Source organism: Methyloceanibacter stevinii (assembly GCF_001723355.1).
In the GTDB taxonomy this organism is placed as follows: domain Bacteria; phylum Pseudomonadota; class Alphaproteobacteria; order Rhizobiales; family Methyloligellaceae; genus Methyloceanibacter; species Methyloceanibacter stevinii.
In genome coordinates this window covers 530,351-549,255 of sequence record NZ_LPWE01000010.1, presented here as the reverse complement: position 1 = coordinate 549,255, position 18,905 = coordinate 530,351, and the positions used below count along the sequence as shown (strand labels likewise).

Here is an 18,905-nt window from a genome sequence, read left to right as displayed (position 1 = left end):
GCCGCTCTCGTATCAGTGCCTTTTGACAAATACAAAGGCGTAGTCTCGGGGACACTCAGCTGAATCCTGAAGATAGCGATGTTCATTGATGTAGCGAACCAGCTTTTGGCACTTGTCCAACATTGCGGGGTCGCAGGTAGCGCCTGAAAAGTGCTCCATGGCCAATACGGCTATCGAGAGAAATACATTGCCACTCGGATAGGTATGTAACTCCAGATCGTGAGCCGCGGCCAATTCTTCAAACAGGGGCATCGTGGGTGTGCCGCATTCGAGATGCTCCAAAATCCAGTTCCACGGGCCAAAGACTTCCAGCAAGAACTTTTGTCGCTGGACGGCTGTTCCGGTATCTGTTGGATTGCAAAGGACAATCCCGCGACGAGCGAGCTTTACCAGCGTGGCAAAAAAGGCATGCTTATCTTCATCCGGAATATGTTCGAACACGTGGATCGAGACGCAAACATCAAAAATGCGGCCTGAGGCGACGAGTTCGTGGGGCAGCATGTTGTTCACTGATGGCTCGCAGAGAAAATACTGCTTTTCTGGAATCATATGGGAGAAAATGCCGTCATTCCCGCCGACATCGACCACGCTAATTGGGTTGGCGCCAAAATGCGCTTCAATAAGGTCGACGACGCGCATATTACGTTGATAGGTCTGCGCCTGCCCCAGTAGCTGATCGGCTGTCAGCAAAGTTTCTGCAAGCTCCCCTCGAGATACGTCCGCTCCGAGTGTGCAGGCACAACGCAGCATCGTGTGGGCGAGAATCAATTGGCCCTGCTCACGCGCCTGCCTGGCTGCGGCGACATAAGACTCTGGGCTAAGGTTCTTGTCCTTCAGGATAGGCTGCTGTTCTGCGTTCATTGTGTTGGCTTGCGTCACGTCACTCACTTAGAGACCTTCGCGGTCGCGCCAGGCGCCAACTCTTTAGGAGCGTTCGAATCTATTAGAGATTCAAACTAGACGCACGCTCGGTATCGTAGAGCAAAACGCATTTCGGTTGGGGCCAGCCATATTATCGACGACCCAGATGGCACTGATCACCCTTCAACACCACAGCGCTAGTTTGCTTTCAAGAAGCGCTCAGTCACTGCGATAATCGCAAATCTCTTCGTCTCGGCACCATCTCCCAACTTGGGTTGGCCCTAGCCACATCAGTGAATCAATTATTGAAAGATCTGCAGTGAAGTCAAAGCCAGGAGTTGCGTACACGAGGGGCCGCGGCTCGTAGAACTCGAGTTCGATGCCTCGTGCACGATATTGGTTTGGATCGAATAGGTCTTTGCCCCCAGGTGCATTGCTGTACGCTGTTGCACCCAACGCTTCGCTGATGGCGAGGGCCCATTCACCAGGCCCGAGCTCGTCTGGCATGTTCAGCTTCAACTCTGAAAGACGCTCGATGGGCGTTTCTATTCCTATTGAGCTGCAGACCACGTTCAGCACTCGCGTGTTCAGATCTGCAATCGTATCTGACTCAGGCACGACACAAGAGCGGATGATTTCCATAGTTTCATCAAAGAACGCTGCGCTTCCCCTATATGGTTGGAGTTGGTCAAAGAGCTTATCTTGCCAACCGATCTGAGCAATCGAAGCCTCTCTGATCGCCCCAAGGCTGCTACCCTGCGCGACCGGCACGGAGATATATGCCCAATCCTTGTCCCTATTGGCTATGCGGTTTCTGTTTATCCATGATTTTCTGGTGTACTTGGCGGTGTCGAAAACAATCCATCGCTCGCATTGGTGAATGTGGCGAAACTGCTGGGCGTAAGGGAAGAAGTACGGTTGCATAATGCCTAGCTTCAAATCAGATACTCCCCTAGGCCAGCGGCAAGCGTTTCAGCCTCTATCGTGCGCAAGACATCGGCGGGAAAGTCATTTTGCCAGTCAAAGCGCAACTGCTCGCCCTTGAATATAGAATAGGGGCGTGGATCAAATTTTGACTGGCTGGTTCTAATGAAAGCTTCGGTCTCCACGCTCAGTGCAAGATTGCAGAAGGCAAATGTTTTCCTGGCGGTATCGATCGGGTCGCGTACAAGGTCTTCGTACCTAACAACCGTGTACCGGCCGGGGTTTGCGACCGCTTCGGCCCGATACTCCAGCCCGAGTGAGAGCCAGTCGTCGAACCCCAATAGTCCCCTGACCCCTCCTTCTTCCTGCATGCTCCTCCGCGCCACTCTGTCAGAAATTCCGCATCCGACGGGAACTCCTTGCAATTCTTCCAACTCCAAAGCGAGGCAGCAGGGTGACGGACAATATAGATAGTCCTGGCATTCGGCAGTACTGACATGCCGCGCCGATACAGCCGATGGAAACGGGTGTCCTTTATGGCCACTCGCGAGACGGCATCCAAAGCTTTGGAGAATACAGTTAATTCGCCCGTATCACGGCGCCAGTTTTGGGTGAGGAAAGGGTCGTCACTCGCAACTGCCCCGCGTAGCACGCGTCGCCAGTCCTGTGATGTCGAACGATCCGACAATTGTCCTCGGAACTCGTAGGAGTAGGGCGGAGAAAGGCGAACCATACATTCAGGCGAACTCTCGAATATCTGCGATAGCCAGGTCGTACCAGAGCGCGGCATGCCGAGCAGGAAGATCGGGCTGTCGATGTCGACTTTAGTCACTGACAATATTACTTCCGCTCAAAAAGGGCATCGATACGGTAGTGGGACGTATAGAAGCTGGACGGAAGGCACACAATGCGCGCCTTAAGCCCCGCGCGCTCAGCGCATTCGTGCAGTTCCTCGACGCTCCACCATCGCCCCATTTGCTCTCGGCCCTCGCGAGAATTTCTGAGATGGAGAGCCCATCGCTCATCTGTATCGTAAAATGTCCGTATACGTTCGATGTCTGGGATTCCGCTGGCAAGAAAGCGAAACGATAGAGTCGTCGTGTCCCGAAGCCAACTTAGAAGCGCCGTCAGCGCACGTGGATCGAGATTCTGGACGACCTCGATACTCCAAGCAACTTCGAACTTAACTTCGGGCAGGTCTAACGCTTCCATTTCCCTCAGGTCAGCTTGCAGATAATCGATGTTGTTGCCACCGAATGCGGAGCGAGCTGTCTGAATAAGGCATAGCGAATAGTCCAGCGCCGTTACGTGTCCAACGTGTTCGGACAGCGCTTTGGTGAGTAGCCCGTTCCCACAACCGAGATCCAGTGCGTTCGTATTGTGGTCGGGGGCAAGCGTTCTCACCACATGCTCGACGAGTATTGCAGCTGCGCTTTTGGGATAGGCTTTCCGAGACGGGTCTTGCCGACTTGGATAAGGGCCTCGTCCATTGCGCTTCCGTCAATCGGCGGCCGCGTTGCCCAATAGGTCTCCCAATCGAAGTTTATCAGTGTGCCTCCAGGACTTCGGTCAAAGTTCTTTCCAAGTCCTCCCGCGAGAGCTGAGAAACGCCTGGGTGGCTTGGAATGTTGATGATGCGGCTGTAGATATGTGCGCACGTTTCAGCCGCCGCCAAAGGCTTGTAGTATTTGCCAAGCACTAGCTTATTGTTGCGTAGAGCATCTGCGTCGATGGCATGAGGCGCGAGGAACGGCAGGCTCATCGCAGGCCCGCTTCCCGACAGTAGCGGAACAAGGCCCAGACCTTCCGCAATCACTTTTATGCGCGCGGCTTGTATTTCGTAGAGCGGTAGCCATTCCGGCGCACATTCAAGACGAGAGAGGTGGGCGGCGCAAGCCAACTCAGAAAGCTTTCCGTTATTGACCCAGTATGGTGTTTCGACCTGGTCGAGCGGTGTATATTCTAGTAGTCGTAGGAATGTCTCGAATTCATCTTCAGCTACCACAGCTAGCCCACCTTCGCCAAAACCGAAGGGTTTAGTGTGATGCAGGCTGAACGCCTGGTAGCTCAAATTCGGGATATTGTGGGAGATGCCTGCAGCATTATCGATCAATAGATGCTTTCCGTTCTCTTTTTGCCAGGAAACGAGCGGATCAAAGTCTTTCAAGATTCCGAAGGGATTGGTGACAATGATGCCGTCGAATGTGTCGGGGTCGGCCCGCTCCAATTCGGACCGCGAAAGAACGCCCTGCTCGTCACAATCCAATTTTAGGCTGTTTGCGAAATAGCCTCTGCCTGCATTGGCAAAGCTGAATGCGCTGACACACCAGCGCAGAGGCCGATTCTCACGCAGCTCGTGCAACTTTGCGAGAGCCTCCAAGGCTATGCCGCCGTTGGCGCACGGCACTACCTTTTTGCCGGAGAGGTTAGAAAAGTAGCGCTCGTAGGCACGCGATAAGGCGTACCAGACAGGCCCGCGATTGGACCAGCGATTGACGCTTTCGCTACTCCTGAGAAATTGCGTCCAACGTTCCGCGTAGGTTGGCTTCGCTTCAACAAACGAAACCATACCCGGCTTTTCAGTTGCTTGAAGCAAATCATATCCGGCTACAATATCAGCCAGGATATCGTCGACGTAGTCTAGCCTTGCGGGACTCGGCAAGGCTCCATCGGAAGGGCGTTCATTAGAAGTTGACAAGATTTCTGGGCTTTGCCCCACTTACTGCTGACGTATCCATTGAGCGTGCTTGGCGCACATCCCCCGCTCGGTACGTCTGTGGCGGTCACGTAGCTTCTCAGTATGGCGCGAGAGTTCCGGTCTGCAAAGGCAAAATGGATGCCGGACCGGCATTGCCTTGGACTGGCCTCGGCATCCGCATTCGTCTTCAGGGATCGGGCTAGCCCCAAAAGCAAGGACCATCCTGGGAACAAGTAGTTGTCCTCCATCGGCCCGCAATGGTGCAAGTGCCAAATCGCCTAGAGACGGTCCGCCGTGAACAGCCGAACTATGCGACGGAGAGAAGTCATAAGATAGCGCATCGGCGCCGTTAATCGCCAACTGGCACTGCTTCGCAGCGCCGAATTCGTTTGACGTAGGACCGCAGCTTGGCGAACTCGCTGACGCAGAGCGCTGTCAAGCCCTGCGATTTGTTTATCCTTTTGCACCAAATTCTTTTCTAATTTGGTTACAGTAGCTCGACAATGCCGAAGTGCTCAGACGAGAAAACATCGTTTCTTCCGCTAAGCGCAACAAAATCTCGGTAGTCGAACCCAACCCTTTCCGAGAGTTGCTTTGCACTCACCTCATTAGTCAAAATCTGAAATAAAATATCTTGCGCAAATAGCGAGCGAAATGAGGCCGGTTGCAGTTGCAGACACACCATTGCGAGTGCGTATGGCAAATCAAAGTTCTGGTCGTCGCAATAGGCAGACGATTCGGGGAAGATCTGGATAAAGTCCCGATATTCTTTGATATCTAGGTAATTCCATAGGATCCTATAATACTCATAGTTACAGCGAATTCTCGTATCCGGTCTGCTGGCACTTGCATTTGCCGCGGCGTCACGAATTCGAAATTTGACTAATTTTTCCGACAAGATATGGATTTCATATTTCAGACACAGGCGAACCCACATATCGAAGTCGCCTAATTGTGCAAAGCCGTACCGATAAGGCCCACAGTCACCGTAACAGACTTTACGGATTAGTACGGATGGGTGGCACAAACAATTTCCACTTAGAAAGAAAAACCGTAACCACTCGAACCTAGTTCTATTCGGCTGTTCAAATATAGTGAGATAGGCGTGATCACCACTGAATGGCATCCCGTCCTCGCCAATTGCAAGTGCGGTAGTAAAAACTGCTCCAACTCGCTTGTGCTCTCTGAGAAAAGCGACCTGCTTTTCCAGCTTCTGTGGTTCCCACACATCGTCGGAATGGTGGATGGCGATGAACTCCCCTAGCGCAATTTCAGAAATGGCCCTGTTGAGTCCGTAAATTCCACGGCGGCGCTCGTTATTGCGAAACGCCCGAATCCGAGGATCTCGGTAATTACAAATAAGCTTCCACGATTCATCTTGAGATGCGTCATCCCAGATTATGAGTTCGAAATCAGAGAAGGTTTGATTCAATACACTGTCGATAGACTCCTGAATGTATGCACCGTGATTAAACGATATCATGATAATGGATACTTGGGGCATATTGTCTATTTAAATCGCAGCCAACCAATATTTGATTGAGCGGGGTATAACTCTCAGTTCAGTCGCTTTGGCTATAGTGAGGTCGTCGAATGTCACGTGTAATAGTTCATGTACATATGGGCCAGAATGGGCATCTCGATCATAGCGGCCACCACCACTAACAAGAGTGCCAATCTAGCATCGCAGCAAACTCGGTCGCCTTGGGAGGCAGTGAAGCCTCCTGAAGTGGTTGCGTCTCAGTAGAGCACTATACTGACACTGACCAAGGGTGTCCTCGGTATGGGCACCCGATCCCCAAAACAATACTAGTGGAGCCACTCAAATGCGGTACAGCTTAAGCTGGTGAGGCAACCTCTCTGCAAAGTCCACTCAAATAATCGCCATAGCCGCTATTTTTATAGCCTGCCGCAAGTGCAGCAAGCTCGCTGAGACTAATCCACTTTCTCTGAAAAGCTATTTCTTCTGGCATCGCAATCTGCTGGCCTTGGCGCTTTTGGATTGCCTGTATGAACGAGGCGGCCTCGATTAGACTATCGTGGGTGCCTGTATCGAACCACGCGAACCCACGTCCGAGCTGCTCAACATGAAGATCGCCGCGCTCGAGGTAACGCCGATTGACGTCGGTGATCTCCAGCTCTCCGCGCGCGCTCGGCTTAACCTCTGAAGCGATGCTCACGACATCATTGTCGTAGAAATATAGACCAGTCACTGCCCATTGCGACTTTGGCATCGCTGGCTTTTCCTCAATGGAAGTGGCGCGGCATTGGTCATCGAAAGCAACGACGCCGTAGCGCTCCGGGTCTGGTACATGATAGGCGAAAACCGTGGCGCCGCTGTCGCGGGAAGCAGCGCGCAGCACCGTGTCGGCCAGGCCGTGTCCAAAGAAAATATTGTCGCCAAGAGCGAGCGCGCACGGATTCTGACCGATAAAATCCTTGCCAAGGATGAACGCTTGAGCCAAGCCGTCCGGGCTCGGTTGAACCGTATAGCTCAGCGAAATTCCCCACTGGCTACCGTCGCCGAGAAGCCGCTGGAAGCTGCTGGCGTCCTCAGGCGTCGTGATGAGGAGAATATCCCGAATGTTGGCCAACATCAGCGTGGTCAAGGGATAGTAGATCATCGGCTTGTCGAAGATGGGCAGGAGCTGCTTGGAGATTGCCCTCGTGACGGGATAGAGACGCGTCCCGGAACCGCCAGCCAGTATGATGCCCTTCATGACTTTCCCTCTCAACTCTACGTGGGCTTCCTTACCGCCTCGCAGGCAGTAGGCCAAGGGTTGTCTCCAGCATTTCTGCGAGCCCTTGTTCCCAAGGCCGCAAGGCCAGACCGTGGGTTTCGGCCAACCGGCCGCAGTCCAGAACCGAATAGGGCGGCCTCTTTGCAGGCGTGGGATACTCGGCCGTCGTAATCGCCCTAATCTCCGGCACGCGTTCCAGCTTCGGTCTGGCCTCCTCGAAAATGGCGCGCGCAAAGCCACACCACGTCGTCACCCCCTCGCCGGCAAGATGGAACGTGCCAAACCCCTGCGCCGGCCACGCGCCGGACTGCCACTGCCGAACCAGGGCCAGGATGGCCCTCGCAAGGTCTCCTGCAAAGGTCGGGTTGCCGAACTGATCATCGACGACTTTGATTTGTTCGCGTTCGCGCGCGATCCGCAACATGGTCTTGACAAAATTCTGGCCATGGATGCCGTACACCCATGCTGTCCGCAGGATCACATGTGTTGGACAGCGCTCGCGCACGGCCTGTTCGCCGGCCAATTTGCTGGCCCCATAGATGCCGAGCGGCGACACGGGATCGTCCTCGGTATAGGGTGTCCTCTGGGTTCCATCGAACACATAGTCTGTCGAGAGATGGACCAGCGGTATGTCGGCGGCGGCACAGGCTTCAGCCAAATGAGCTGCCCCGTCGCGATTGACCGAGAACGCGGTCTCCGCATCGCTTTCAGCCTTATCGACATTTGTGTAGGCAGCGGCGTTGATCGCGATGGACGGTTTCAAACGTGCGATCGCACTGGACACGGCGTCGGCCGCTGTAATGTTGAGCTGGGTTCGATCCATAGCATGGCAAGGCAACCCTGCGATGCGGGCCTGCCGCACGATTTCCCAGCCGACCTGACCGTTGGCACCGATAATGAGCATGCCGGACATCAGAGTGCGGCCGAGGCGCCCCTCAAGCCGAGCCGCTCGCCCGCATAGCGCCCACTCCGAATGTCCTCCCACCACTTAGTATTCTCAAGATACCAGCTCACCGTTTTTCGCAGGGCCGTGTCGAAGGTCTCCTGTGGCGTCCAGCCCAGCTCCCGTCTGATCTTGTTGATATCCATAGCATAACGCGCGTCGTGCCCTGGACGGTCGGTAACGAAGGTGACCAACTCGTGCCTCGATGCGGGCCCGGGAGCCAGCTCGTCCAGCAGATCACAGATCTGTCGCACCACATCGATATTCCGCAACTCTGCCTCGCCGCCGATGTTGTACGTCTCGCCCACTTTGCCTTTGGTCGCTGCAATCCAGAGGGCCTGCGCGTGATCGTCTACATAGAGCCAGTCGCGCACGTTCTCGCCGGCGCCATACACCGGTAGAGGCTTACCCTCTCGACCGTTGAGAATCATGAGTGGAATGAGTTTTTCGGGAAATTGATAAGGGCCGTAATTGTTGGAGCAATTGGTGATGATGACAGGCAGTCCAAAAGTGTGGTGCCAGGCGCGGACGAGATGGTCCGACGACGCCTTGCTTGCAGAGTACGGGCTATTGGGCGCATACGGCGACGCTTCGCTAAAGAGCCCATCCCGGCCGAGCGACCCAAATACCTCATCCGTCGAGATGTGATGGAAGCGGAACCCCTCCTTACGGCCGAACGGAAGTTCTGACCAATAGGATCGCGCCACGTCGAGCAAAGCGTAGGTGCCGACGATGTTCGTCTCGATGAAGGCGGCGGGTCCATCAATCGACCGGTCGACGTGACTCTCGGCAGCAAGGTGCATGACGATGTCAGGCTTCGCTGCGCCGAACAAATCGGCCATGGCCACACCATCACAAATGTCCGCTCTAATGAAGTGATATCTCGGATGATCAGAAACTGGGCTCAGAGAGGCCAAGTTTCCGGCGTAGGTTAACTTGTCAACGTTGAGACCTCACACTCAGTTTCTTTAATCAGATAGCGAACCAATGCCGATCCAATAAAGCCGGCGCCGCCTGTCACCAATACTCTCAAGACTTACTCCGTGAGCGTTCGTAATGAAAATAGTCTGGTAACTGTGAGAGCATCGGCAGCCCTTTGTCCTTGTCCGATAAGACTGCCTCCGCCTCACTCACAGGCCAATCAATACCTATATCGGGGTCGTTCCACAACAAGCCTTTATCGTGCTCTGGCGAGTAGCGGCTGCTAACCTTGTAGATGACCTCTGTTTGCGGCTCCAGCGTTACAAATCCATGAGCAAAGCCGGTTGGAACAAAGATTTGGTTCCATGCATCGGCGCTGATAAGCTTGGATACATAGCGACCGAATGTCGGTGAACCTACCCGAATATCGACCGCAACATCAAAGATGGCGCCTCTCACAACGCGGACCAGCTTGGCTTGAGCAAACGGTGATGACTGGAAATGGAGCCCTCTCAGAGTCCCCTTGCTGATCGAGAACGAATGGTTGTCCTGAACGAAGTCGATGCCAACGCCTAATTCAGCCATGTGGGGCTTGCTGTAGGTTTCTGAGAGGAAACCACGTTGATCGTCGTGTTTGTCCGGAGACACGATCAGAACTTCTGGTATCGCCAGAGGCTGAACGCCAACAGTCACTTTTTCCCCCTCGTATGCAAAGTCCGTTACGGATGTCGCGTAGCGGTGCGGAACTTACTCACCTTGTATTCTTCAGCGAGCTCTATGAGCGGCTTCAGCGATACCTTTCCGTCGAATCCTGTCGCGAAGCGACGCTTAAATAGATCTCTGTCTTCCAAGTCGGCACGTTTTGCTTCCTTGTCAGGATCGTACTCCACAAGCACGCAGTCCGCGTCGTATAGGTATGCGTCCAACGCTCGGGCGATCACTGTCAGTTCTGTGTCGGCAAAATGCGACTTGTATGCCGGGCAGAAAACAGGTCCACCATAAATGTGTCTGGCCCAATCGACTCTAACCATACCAAATGCGGCGATTCGGCCCTTCCACTTGCCGTCATTGAATCCGAGCAACCCCTTGTTCGTCTTCTCAAGGGCGTCATAGGCATCACGCAACCAACGCCGGCCGGGGTAGGCATCCTGGGCCACATATACAAGGTAACGTGATGAAATGCGCTCTGCTGTCTGATTTAGCGTTTTTACAAATCCCTGGCGATCTCCATCCATAACAACAATGATTCTACACGCTACACCCGCGCGGCTTGCCAGCAGTTTTGCGGTATCGCCGCCGGCCTTGGCATCGATGCAAGGCATAATTACCGTTATGTCGCTGGCATCTTCGCTTCCAATCCGGCCAACCTCCGAAGCATCGACCAGTTCGATGCTCGTCTCCTCCTCTCTCGCCTCCGGTTGCTCTGTTTTGACTCCCGCCAGGGGCGGGCTCGACCGCCAGCCTGCCCGGAACAGCCGTTGTAGGTAAGGCTTAGTCGCGGAGAATGCCCGGTGGAACTGGCCTGTGATCAGCCAGGACAGCAATTTTGGAACGCGTTGCAGGTTGCGCAGAAGCCATTCTGCGGTAATCGCACTTAACTCAGTGCGTTTCCCAGGAGCCATGACGCGCTTTCAACATAGTTGCCGAAATACTCAGTGTTTTGATCGTGAAAGGCTGCGCGTCCAGGTGCGCAGCGGCGTCACGACCACCATTTTGGAGCTTGTCGTTGCTCGTATCTTGTTTGGCACCGCCAGGCTTTTTAGTCCTTGCCTGATTGTTCTGCATAAGCCTATCCGCTTCTTCCTGAACCCTATCGGCAGACGCCTTCGCAGCAAACTCGGGATTACCATGAATCGGTCGAATGATCCTTCAACAACACGGGGTACCACAAATAGAATTCAATAAGGCTATCAGAAGCCCCTCGGGCGGGAGACGAAGAAGAATATGATTGCCTATGCAATCAGGAGATGCAATTCAACCTCCGTGGATTATGACATACCTCGCTAAGGATATCGGGTTTACGCCGCGAGCACCGATTGACGATGGCATTCGACATTTCGTGGCGAAATACCGCGACCTCGACCACATTTGGCGGCGAGCAAGCCCAACATATCGCCCTTCACAAAACCGAATATACCGAACAATGGCGCGTAGCGCCTCGGCACCAGTTAGGGTTCTCCATCGGACGCCAAACCTGCCAATGCTGGACACCGCACAGCTGAGGCGCTATCGAGCACCGGCCACTCCCAATAGGATACAAAAGCGGCGCACGTGGGGATTGCATAGACCTTGCCTAGGAAGCTTGTCATACAAATTCCATGTCTCAATGAGGCGGAGACGCTCCCGGTCACCCTCAAGGATCTACCGCGGGAAGTCGACGGGTTCGATGTCGTGGAGTGGCTTGTGATCGACGATGGCAGCAGCGACGATACCGCCAAGGTTGCACGGGAACACGGCGCAAATCACGTCTTGCAGCTTGAGCACAATCAGGGCCTCGCGCGCGCGTTCATGGCTGGGCTGGAATGCGCGCTTAAGCTTGGTGCGGATGTGATCGTCAATACGGACGCCGACAACCAATATTCCGCTAAGTACATTCCGGACCTAGTTCGCCCAATCGTAGCCAAGGAAGCACTAATCGTCGTTGGCACGCGGCCGGTCAGCGAGATAGAGCATTTTTCTCCCGCCAAGAAAGTCCTGCAGAAGCTGGGCAGTTGGGTGGTCAAGATCGTCAGCGGTACAAAGGTTGAAGATGCGCCGAGCGGATTTCGAGCAATCCACCGCGACGCCGCGATCCGCCTCAACGTCTTTAACGGATACACCTACACCTTAGAGACGATCATCCAGGCCGGACGCAAGGGCATTCCAATTGTGTCGGTACCGGTCGACGTCAATCCGTATTTGCGGCCTTCACGGCTGATCTCGAGCATCCCTGTTTATATTCAGCGGTCCGTCCTTACGATGCTCCGCATCTTCGTCATCTACAAGCCGCTGCGCTTCTTCATGATGTTGGCGCTCGTTCTTGCCGTTCCTGCCATATTCTTCATTGGCCGCTTCCTCATTTTCTACGCCATGGGAAACGGTCAAGGTCACATTCAGTCGCTCGTGATCGCCGTCGGCCTCCTGGCCATCTCATTTATCTTGGCCGTTGGCGGGATTTTGGCTGATCTTGTAGCCACGAATCGGCTTCTACTTGAAGATATCCGTATGCGGACCCTACGAGCCGAGATTGATGCGGCATCACGTTCGGACCCCAATTGGCAGGCGGAGCGACCGAATGGATAGACGTTCACCGGTGGCCCAGATTGATTACGACAATGTCGCCGGCAACTACTACGACAAGTACGAGTCCCAGAATCCAATTGCCAGGGCGCTGATGGATGGATTTCTGCGCGCCTTCGACGAACTGTCTGCCCAAAGCGGCGCAAAGACAGCTTATGAAGTGGGATGCGGTGAAGGCAACCTATCAATGCGCCTGCGCGCTCGCGGTTTGGAGGTTGGGGGCTCTGACTTAGAGCCGTCAATCGTGGACGAGGCAAACAAGCGCGCTGAAGCATTGAACTCTGGCGCGCTATTTGCCGTTCGTAATCTCTACGAACTCGATAGGTCGGAAGTGGATGCGGATCTCATTGTGTGCTGCGAAGTTCTTGAGCATATCCCGCAGCCGAGTGACGCTATCGACCAGCTCGCTACGATAACGCGCTCGCATCTCTTGGTCAGCGTCCCGCGTGAGCCCCTATGGCGCATACTCAATATGGCTCGCGGCAAATATTTGTCCGCTCTTGGTAACACACCGGGACACCTCAATCACTGGTCTCCCCTCGGATTTCTAGCCGATATTAGTCGTCGCTTTGAGATTGTGGACGTGCGGAAACCACTCCCATGGACGATGGCCTTGTGCCGTCCACGAGTGACCTAAAGTCTGATCGATTTCTCCCGTTCAAGCGGTTGTGCGGGGCGCAGAGTGGGGCGAGCCCGTGACTTCGGTGGCGCATAAAAGCATTGGCAGATTCATGCGCGCCATTGGCATTCTACTTATGGCAACCGCGGTCGTGTTTGTGGGTCTCAAAATTCGTGATTCCTATAGCCTGCTCGCATCCGATTTTGGCAACTCACGCTTCCTCGGCACGATCGCCATAGGTATGTGCGTGTACGCGGCACTAGCAGGGCTCATTGGCACAGCTTGGGTTGTGCTGGTTTCAGGTGCCGGACACACGCTCGGTTTGCGCGACGGTCTCATCATCTTCGGCCGATCGCAAATCCTGAAGTACCTGCCATCGAATGTCCTTCACCTCGCCGGGCGCTATACCATGGCGCGGGCAGCTGGCGCTTCCCATGCGTCCCTCATTTTCTCGACCGGCGCTGAGGCAGCTATATTGATCATGGCTGCATCGACGGTGGCTGTCGTTTTCGCTTTGCCACTTTTTCTCAGCTACGTCGTCGGTGCCTTCGGAACGTCCTATGGGCCAATTGCGATCCTTGTCGCACTGGGCGTCCTGCTGCTTGGTTCGCTGTGGTGGCTGCGGCGAGAAGGCATGCTGACGCATCGTCTCGGTGCGATGACCTTTGCCGCCTATTGTCTCTATCTTTGCTTTTTTGTGGTGAATGGCCTTCTGCTGTGGTTGCTGCTGGCTGCCGTCGATAGCGGGGCACGGCACGATCCATTCTCCGTTTTAGGGGTCGCGGCCGCCGCCTGGATTGGTGGATTTGTCGTGCCTGGGGCACCAGCGGGACTCGGTATACGCGAAGTGATCCTCACAAGCGGCCTAGACATGGCCGGATACGGTACGTCGGCTCTCGCTGCCGCACTAGGCTACCGCATCGCTACCTTTGGCGGTGACATCATCCTGGCCTCTGTCAGCCTCGTCCTGCGGCGTCGGTGAGACCCCGTTTGTGTGGCGCCTAGCCGCCGCGCTACGGGTCAACGACGGTCCTAATGGTGCCTCCGCCTTTGCTCGGTAGCCACAGGCCCAGCGCCACAAGATGACCACCACGTAGCTGAGAGCAACCAGAAAGATCGGCACCAACATCGCGTTGTAGCGCGGGATGTAATGGGTAAACGCAACATACATGCCGTAATGATAGAGGGACGGCAGGAAGGCGACGAAGACTGGCCAGTCGCACCTCCATGCCGCCAAAGCAGCCCCTGCCAAAAAGACTGGAACGAAGGCCCACCGCAAGATGTGGAAGATGTCCCTGGAGAACCGTGCCCAGAATTCCAACAACGCGTTTCGGGATTTCCATTCGCGGACAGCGATATTGCTCGCCCTGATCGATAGAGGCAGCACCATGGCGACCTGCACCGGCAGGCTTTTCAGGTAGATTATGGCGGCGGCAGTAGTGCGCGAATAACCCGCCTGTCGAAGCACGTCCATCTCGGCCTCGATGGTCCCTAGATTCCGGAAAGTTGGATATTCGACCTTTCTTCCGTCAGAATATTTGTTGATCAACCGGCGCATGTCGTCCCGCTTTGCGAATGGATGATCCACCGGCGTGGCACCGATGCCCGAAAAACGCGAATAAAATTCGATTGAGGCCAGATATTCAGGAAAAGTGATGGTTGAGTAAGTAGCTCGGTGTTCGAGGATCGACCCGCCCCTTGTTGAGATCGTGAATTTGCCGAACTCGACGTGGTTCCGCGCAGCCCACGGAAGAATGAACGCATAGGCCACGAGGGCGATCACGAGCGCATCGAGATACTTCACCTCCAACCGGCGCCTCCAGAGGAGCGTCCAGGCCAGCAGAGCCAAGCAACCCACAACGAAAAGCAGGGGAAGATACTCATAAAGGCCCTTGGTCAGCGCCAGGAGGCCGAGCGCTACGCCGGCGCCGATCCAGAACAACAAGCGACGTGTATGCGTCCGGGCAACCATGCCGGCCCACAACGCAAGGGCAAGCACGATCGAGAGGAACGCGGCAAGCGTCTCGACTCGCAGGAACCGAACCCAGAGCGTGTCGCAGCCGGCAAACAAAAAGGCTAGCAGGTAGGCCAGGATCCAACTGCCACTGATGCAGCGGATTGCTATGAGCGTGGCAACAGCCGTTAAGGCGAATAGAATGGATTGAATGAGTTTCAGCTTTGCGATGACGTCGGGGTAGACTCTCTCTCCCTTCCAGACGAGATCCCGCACGTTGATCTTGTCCAAATCAAAAACAGAGGCCTTGAACACGAGCGAGAGCAGGAACGGATAGAGCGGCTCACGAGCCCCGTATAAGGGTGGCGGTTGATTGGTGACAGTGGGGATGGCAGGCCTCGGACGGATCGCCAAATCGCGCACCATTGAGAACGTATCAAATCGCGCGAGGTTGTAACCAAGCGCCACATAGTGCTTCTGGTCGAAAGACGCATGCAGGCGGGCATCTGTCACCGTCATGAGTTGTGTCAGCGCAATGAGCGCGAGAACGCCGATAGTATGGCTTGTGATCCGCCACGCCCGTAGGTTGATCACAGGCAACGTCACAGGCAACGCCCCCCCCATACGACCGACTGTTCGCGCACGCTCCTGGGCGCCCAACTCAGAGCGGTAAGTTGCAGAGGGATCGGATGATATCAAGCTGAAACTTCGCTGCTTGCTCACATCATTGATGGCATGAAAGCACAAGAGGTTTGGTCTCCGGATCGCCGTAAGCAACGCCATGACAGCTCATTCCGGATCATGCAACTCGCGATAACATGCTCGTCGATGAGCCGGGCTCTCGTTGGGGAACTGTGCCAGGCCGATGAGCCTACTCTGACGTACGATCGCACGCGTGGCTTCTGCCATTCGAAAAGCTCCCGTCTGGGAGCAGTTGCGGGCGATGGCGGCGAGCCTAGATTGAATTCCCCCGGCACTCCGGACAGCACCCCTGCAGCCAAAAGCCACTCTGCCGAGTGCTTGACGGTGCGCGCTTTCCGCCCGTTCTCAACTCTCGTCGTTCTGATGCGCTGGTGCGGCTCCAGACTTCGTTTGGGGCAAATCCAAGCGTTAACGTGGCCAAGCCTTCGCGGAGCCTATACACCCGATAAGCGCTTTATGAGATGGATTCGATCAAAAGACGGTCCTGTCTTTATGTCACGTTGCTCTCCGGCGCGAAAATAGATCATTGAAGCGTCGTTTGGCCCAAATTGATAGGCGTCCATGTTCCATCTCGGCTGACATCAAGCGTTGTTGTTTTTCTTCTAGTTTGGCGATTTTCGTCATCGCACGCTTGGCAGCAAGTGCTGTTAAAGCTTGCAGTTCGTCAGGCTTAACTTCGACGATGTCTGACATCTGCACTTGACCATTGTGGGGCTCAAGCAGCTTTTCTCCTGCATGCGCAGAGTAATCTAAGCCATCAAACCGGATCCCCTCTTCAGCTTCGAGCCAGGTCAAATCTTCCAAGTGACTTGATAGGATCGTCGCGGCAACTCGGGGCTTGACTTGGGGCTTGCCAATAATCCCGGCTTCTATCGCAATACGATTCAGCAACCGATTGAGCTTAGTAGCCTCATCGCGAAATTCACGCGGTTCCCCTGGGTAGCATAGACGGAAATACGCCTGCATCAGACAAGAGACCTCGACGGGATCGGAGCGATTGGAGCTCTGGTTGTCCAACTCGAGCCCAGAATTCGCGAAATCGGGAAGCAGTCGGCGGAAGAGATTTGTCACAAGCCCTTCTGGGAAAGCTGACCCCTGAAAAGGAATAATTGTGAGGCGATCCCCATACTGCTCTCGCCAGTCCTCTACCAACTGACGGTACCCAAATCTCCAAACGGCCGGATCGACAATTTTGTCAGTCGCTTTAAGCGCCTGCTGGCAGGAAGAAACGTAGAATCCTACTGGCTCCCTTAAATAGAGCACCGCTTCCAACTCGTTCGTCCATGGGGTCAAGAAATCACGCAGCGCGGTGGCGTTGGCTGGGTTGTTGCCCCCATAGCAAAGGTATTCGCTCGACAGAAAAAGGGCTTGAGGCTTGTGTAACGCGATATCATTCTCGATGGTCGAACGAATCTGATTCGTTACCATCTGGCTTGCTTGTCCTGTTATGGCATCTGCCAAATCCCTGTGAGGGAGAATGGAGCCCCGCAGCTGTGGAATAAGTATTCCATGTTCTAGGAGTGCCGCTCGATTGGCGAAGGTGCTTTTCTGAATTGTCGTCGAGCCCGCTTTGCCGGTTCCGATGTGGGTTATTGCCTTCATTGCGGTCCCCCGATCTCAACAAAATGGCGTCCGCCCGAGCGGCTGGGCAAGCCAAGTTCGCTGCACGACCGTTGCTAGCAAACGATGTCGGCCCCCTACTGGGCGCTGCTATCACGCTCTGTGCCACGGCCGATTCCGGAGTAGGAGAAACCGGCGTCCTGTGCATGTCGGGGTGAATAGACGTTTCGCATATCGACCAGAACGTCACCGGACATCGCCGAGCGCAATTGCTTGAGATCAAGAGCGCGGAACTCGTTCCATTCGGTCAGAACCAGCAGCACATCCGCGCCTTGCGCGGCCTCGATCGGGTCCACGAACCACTCCACGTCAGGCAATAGCTGCTCCGCTTGTGGACGCCCTTGTGGATCGCACGCACGGACTGTCGCCCCACGAGACTGCAACATCGGGAGGATCACAAGGCTTGGCGCGTCGCGCATGTCGTCGGTATTGGGTTTGAACGTAACGCCCAGGACAGCAATGGTTTTACCATGGACCGAACCGCCCGACGCGCGTTCCACGCGCGCGCCCATAGCGATTTTCCGCTCCATGTTCACCTTCTCGACTTGCTCTACAAGCGTGACAGGTGCCCTGGCCTCACGAGCCGTACGCGCCAGCGCACTCACATCCTTCGGGAAGCAAGACCCGCCATAGCCTGGCCCCGGATTGAGGAATTTCGGTCCAATCCGGCCATCCGCACCGATCGCCGTCGCCACCTCGCTCACATCTGCTCCGACCTCTTCGCATAGATCCGCGATCTCATTGATGAAGGTGATCTTCATCGCGAGGAACGAGTTCGCCGCATATTTAGCAAGTTCGGCGGACTCGCGGCTGACAAACATCACTGGCGCGCTGCGCAGCGATAGCGGTTCGTAAATCCGCGCCATGATATCGCGCCCGCGGCCCTCGTCGCATCCAACAAGCACGCGATCGGGGTGCGTGAAGTCGCGGATGGCCGACCCTTCCCGCAAAAACTCGGGGTTTGAACAAACAGCAAACTCCGCGTCCGGCCGGAGCGCCTTTAAGCGGCGCTCGATCTCACGGCCAGTACCGACTGGCACAGTCGACTTCGTGGTAATCACGATCCCATCCCGGATATGCGGAGCCAACTCCTCGACAGCCTCGAAGACGTAGGTAAGATCAGCATAGCCATCGCCGCGGCGCACGGGAGTACCGACGGCCAGAAACACTACGTCCGCATCCCGGACCGCTTCAGGCAGAGACCCCGAAAACTGGATCCGGCCTGCCGCGACATTTCGAGCCACGAGATCGTCGAGCCCCGGTTCGTAAATCGGGATCTCACCGCGATTGAGCAGCGCAAGACGGCCCTCGTCCTTGTCAATGCAGGTGACGTTCCAGCCAAAGTCGGAGAAACACGCAGCCGACACCAGCCCCACGTAGCCAGCCCCAATCATGCAAATTTTCACTCAAGCAACTCCCTCATCCAAGCGATGCTTGTTACTAGAATTACGGATGGATAAAAACAATACCGGAACGTGAGGTCGCACGACGTTACACTCATAGGCGAAGTGGGTGCCTAGCCTCGGAGACAAACGCTTTGGACTAGTACTAGAAATCATCATAAACCACTAGTATTGCGTGATAATCCAGGAAGCGCTTGATCCTCGCGCCCGATGCAACCAGGAGACTTATACGGATGTGGC

At 55.1% G+C, this 18,905-nt stretch carries 17 protein-coding genes and 2 pseudogenes; 3 read left to right on the top strand and 16 right to left on the bottom strand.

The window, feature by feature from the left end; genetic code table 11:
- Nucleotides 1-12: 12 nt before the first annotated feature.
- The 13 genes and pseudogenes from AUC70_RS06545 to AUC70_RS17090 all read right to left on the bottom strand — a co-directional run bounded on the left by AUC70_RS06545 (nt 13) and on the right by AUC70_RS17090 (nt 10,873).
- The gene (locus tag AUC70_RS06545; RefSeq protein ID WP_069444088.1) at nt 13-888 is read right to left on the bottom strand and encodes a methyltransferase domain-containing protein; all 876 of its coding nucleotides are present in this window, start codon (nt 886-888) and stop codon (nt 13-15) included.
- Nucleotides 889-1,080: 192 nt separating this feature from the next.
- Nucleotides 1,081-1,800, bottom strand: coding sequence for a WbqC family protein (locus AUC70_RS06540; RefSeq protein WP_141701990.1), 720 nt, complete (start codon nt 1,798-1,800; stop codon nt 1,081-1,083).
- On the bottom strand, nt 1,797-2,156 hold the full coding sequence (locus tag AUC70_RS18340) for a sulfotransferase family protein (RefSeq protein ID WP_069444086.1): 360 nt from the start codon (nt 2,154-2,156) through the stop codon (nt 1,797-1,799). The genes AUC70_RS06540 and AUC70_RS18340 overlap by 4 nt, the downstream gene beginning before the upstream one ends.
- A gap of 65 nt (nt 2,157-2,221) precedes the next feature.
- Nucleotides 2,222-2,617 (bottom strand): annotated as a pseudogene (locus tag AUC70_RS18790) (sulfotransferase); the annotation flags it as partial.
- Nucleotides 2,618-2,625: 8 nt separating this feature from the next.
- Nucleotides 2,626-3,207, bottom strand: coding sequence for a class I SAM-dependent methyltransferase (locus AUC70_RS06530; RefSeq protein ID WP_083241324.1), 582 nt, complete (start codon nt 3,205-3,207; stop codon nt 2,626-2,628).
- 124 nt (nt 3,208-3,331) lie between these two features.
- Nucleotides 3,332-4,447 carry a DegT/DnrJ/EryC1/StrS family aminotransferase gene (locus tag AUC70_RS06525; RefSeq protein ID WP_069444084.1) on the bottom strand — a complete coding sequence of 372 codons (1,116 nt, stop codon included), beginning with the start codon at nt 4,445-4,447 and terminating at the stop codon, nt 3,332-3,334.
- A 523-nt stretch (nt 4,448-4,970) separates the two neighbouring features.
- Nucleotides 4,971-5,987, bottom strand: a complete 1,017-nt coding sequence (locus AUC70_RS06520; protein ID WP_069444083.1) for a glycosyltransferase — start codon at nt 5,985-5,987, stop codon at nt 4,971-4,973.
- Nucleotides 5,988-6,321: 334 nt separating this feature from the next.
- Nucleotides 6,322-7,203, bottom strand: a complete 882-nt coding sequence (gene rfbA, locus AUC70_RS06515) for a glucose-1-phosphate thymidylyltransferase RfbA (protein ID WP_069444082.1) — start codon at nt 7,201-7,203, stop codon at nt 6,322-6,324.
- A 31-nt stretch (nt 7,204-7,234) separates the two neighbouring features.
- A complete protein-coding gene (rfbD, locus tag AUC70_RS06510; RefSeq protein ID WP_069444081.1) occupies nt 7,235-8,137 on the bottom strand; it encodes a dTDP-4-dehydrorhamnose reductase in 903 nt (300 codons plus the stop codon).
- Nucleotides 8,137-9,200: pseudogene (gene rfbB / locus AUC70_RS06505) on the bottom strand (dTDP-glucose 4,6-dehydratase). The gene rfbD and the pseudogene rfbB overlap by 1 nt, the downstream one beginning before the upstream one ends.
- Nucleotides 9,197-9,781 (bottom strand): dTDP-4-dehydrorhamnose 3,5-epimerase, encoded by a 585-nt coding sequence (gene rfbC, locus AUC70_RS06500; RefSeq protein WP_069444080.1) that lies wholly within the window; start codon nt 9,779-9,781, stop codon nt 9,197-9,199. Before rfbC ends, rfbB begins: the two are co-directional and overlap by 4 nt.
- Nucleotides 9,782-9,807: 26 nt before the next feature.
- Nucleotides 9,808-10,710 (bottom strand): hypothetical protein, encoded by a 903-nt coding sequence (locus AUC70_RS06495; RefSeq protein ID WP_069444079.1) that lies wholly within the window; start codon nt 10,708-10,710, stop codon nt 9,808-9,810.
- Nucleotides 10,688-10,873, bottom strand: coding sequence for a hypothetical protein (locus AUC70_RS17090; RefSeq protein ID WP_158007380.1), 186 nt, complete (start codon nt 10,871-10,873; stop codon nt 10,688-10,690). The genes AUC70_RS06495 and AUC70_RS17090 overlap by 23 nt, the downstream gene beginning before the upstream one ends.
- A 504-nt stretch (nt 10,874-11,377) precedes the next feature.
- Here AUC70_RS17090 and AUC70_RS06490 point away from each other — a divergent pair.
- Genes AUC70_RS06490 through AUC70_RS16720 form a run of 3 tightly spaced genes read left to right on the top strand, consistent with a single transcriptional unit; the run spans nt 11,378 to nt 13,968 of the window.
- Nucleotides 11,378-12,370, top strand: coding sequence for a glycosyltransferase family 2 protein (locus tag AUC70_RS06490; RefSeq protein ID WP_069444078.1), 993 nt, complete (start codon nt 11,378-11,380; stop codon nt 12,368-12,370).
- Between the two features lie 10 nt (nt 12,371-12,380).
- Nucleotides 12,381-13,004 (top strand): class I SAM-dependent methyltransferase, encoded by a 624-nt coding sequence (locus tag AUC70_RS06485; protein ID WP_206599319.1) that lies wholly within the window; start codon nt 12,381-12,383, stop codon nt 13,002-13,004.
- Nucleotides 13,005-13,062: 58 nt separating this feature from the next.
- Nucleotides 13,063-13,968, top strand: coding sequence for a hypothetical protein (locus tag AUC70_RS16720; protein ID WP_141701988.1), 906 nt, complete (start codon nt 13,063-13,065; stop codon nt 13,966-13,968).
- Here the strand turns inward: AUC70_RS16720 and AUC70_RS06475 are convergent.
- From AUC70_RS06475 to AUC70_RS06465, 3 genes are all read right to left on the bottom strand, one after another.
- A complete protein-coding gene (locus tag AUC70_RS06475) occupies nt 13,894-15,723 on the bottom strand; it encodes a hypothetical protein (protein ID WP_141701987.1) in 1,830 nt (609 codons plus the stop codon). The genes AUC70_RS16720 and AUC70_RS06475 overlap by 75 nt on opposite strands.
- 414 nt (nt 15,724-16,137) lie before the next feature.
- Nucleotides 16,138-17,244, bottom strand: a complete 1,107-nt coding sequence (locus AUC70_RS06470) for a hypothetical protein (RefSeq protein WP_069444074.1) — start codon at nt 17,242-17,244, stop codon at nt 16,138-16,140.
- A gap of 95 nt (nt 17,245-17,339) precedes the next feature.
- Nucleotides 17,340-18,668, bottom strand: coding sequence for a UDP-glucose dehydrogenase family protein (locus AUC70_RS06465; protein WP_069444073.1), 1,329 nt, complete (start codon nt 18,666-18,668; stop codon nt 17,340-17,342).
- Between the last annotated feature and the right edge of the window lie 237 nt (nt 18,669-18,905).